This is a genomic window from Acinetobacter sp. GN11 (genome assembly GCF_054823985.1).
Window position 1 is genome coordinate 1 of record NZ_JRVL01000342.1, and the last position, 242, is coordinate 242.

The 242-nt window shown below is 35.1% G+C and carries 1 pseudogene; it reads right to left on the bottom strand.

Features of this window, described 5'->3' with window-relative positions:
- Positions 1–173 precede the first annotated feature (173 nt).
- A pseudogene (locus NL42_RS19070) lies at positions 174–242 on the bottom strand (hypothetical protein); the annotation flags it as partial.

The following is a 242-nucleotide window of genomic DNA, read 5'->3' on the forward strand; positions in this document are numbered from 1 at the left end:
AAGTGCTCTATCCAGCTGAGCTATGAGCGCGTACTTGATGTTGCGCATTATACGCATTTTTTAAGGCTTAGGAAGCCTTTTTTCATCTTTCTGTCATCAACCGTCTAGTTCTTAGCCAGCACCTTATTTCACATAAATTTAGTAGCTAAAATTATTGATGTTTCCCTCACCTAAGGTGTATTTGAAATATTTTTTTTCAAATAAGTTTTATAGGCTTTTTGAAGTATTTGGCCATATACCGT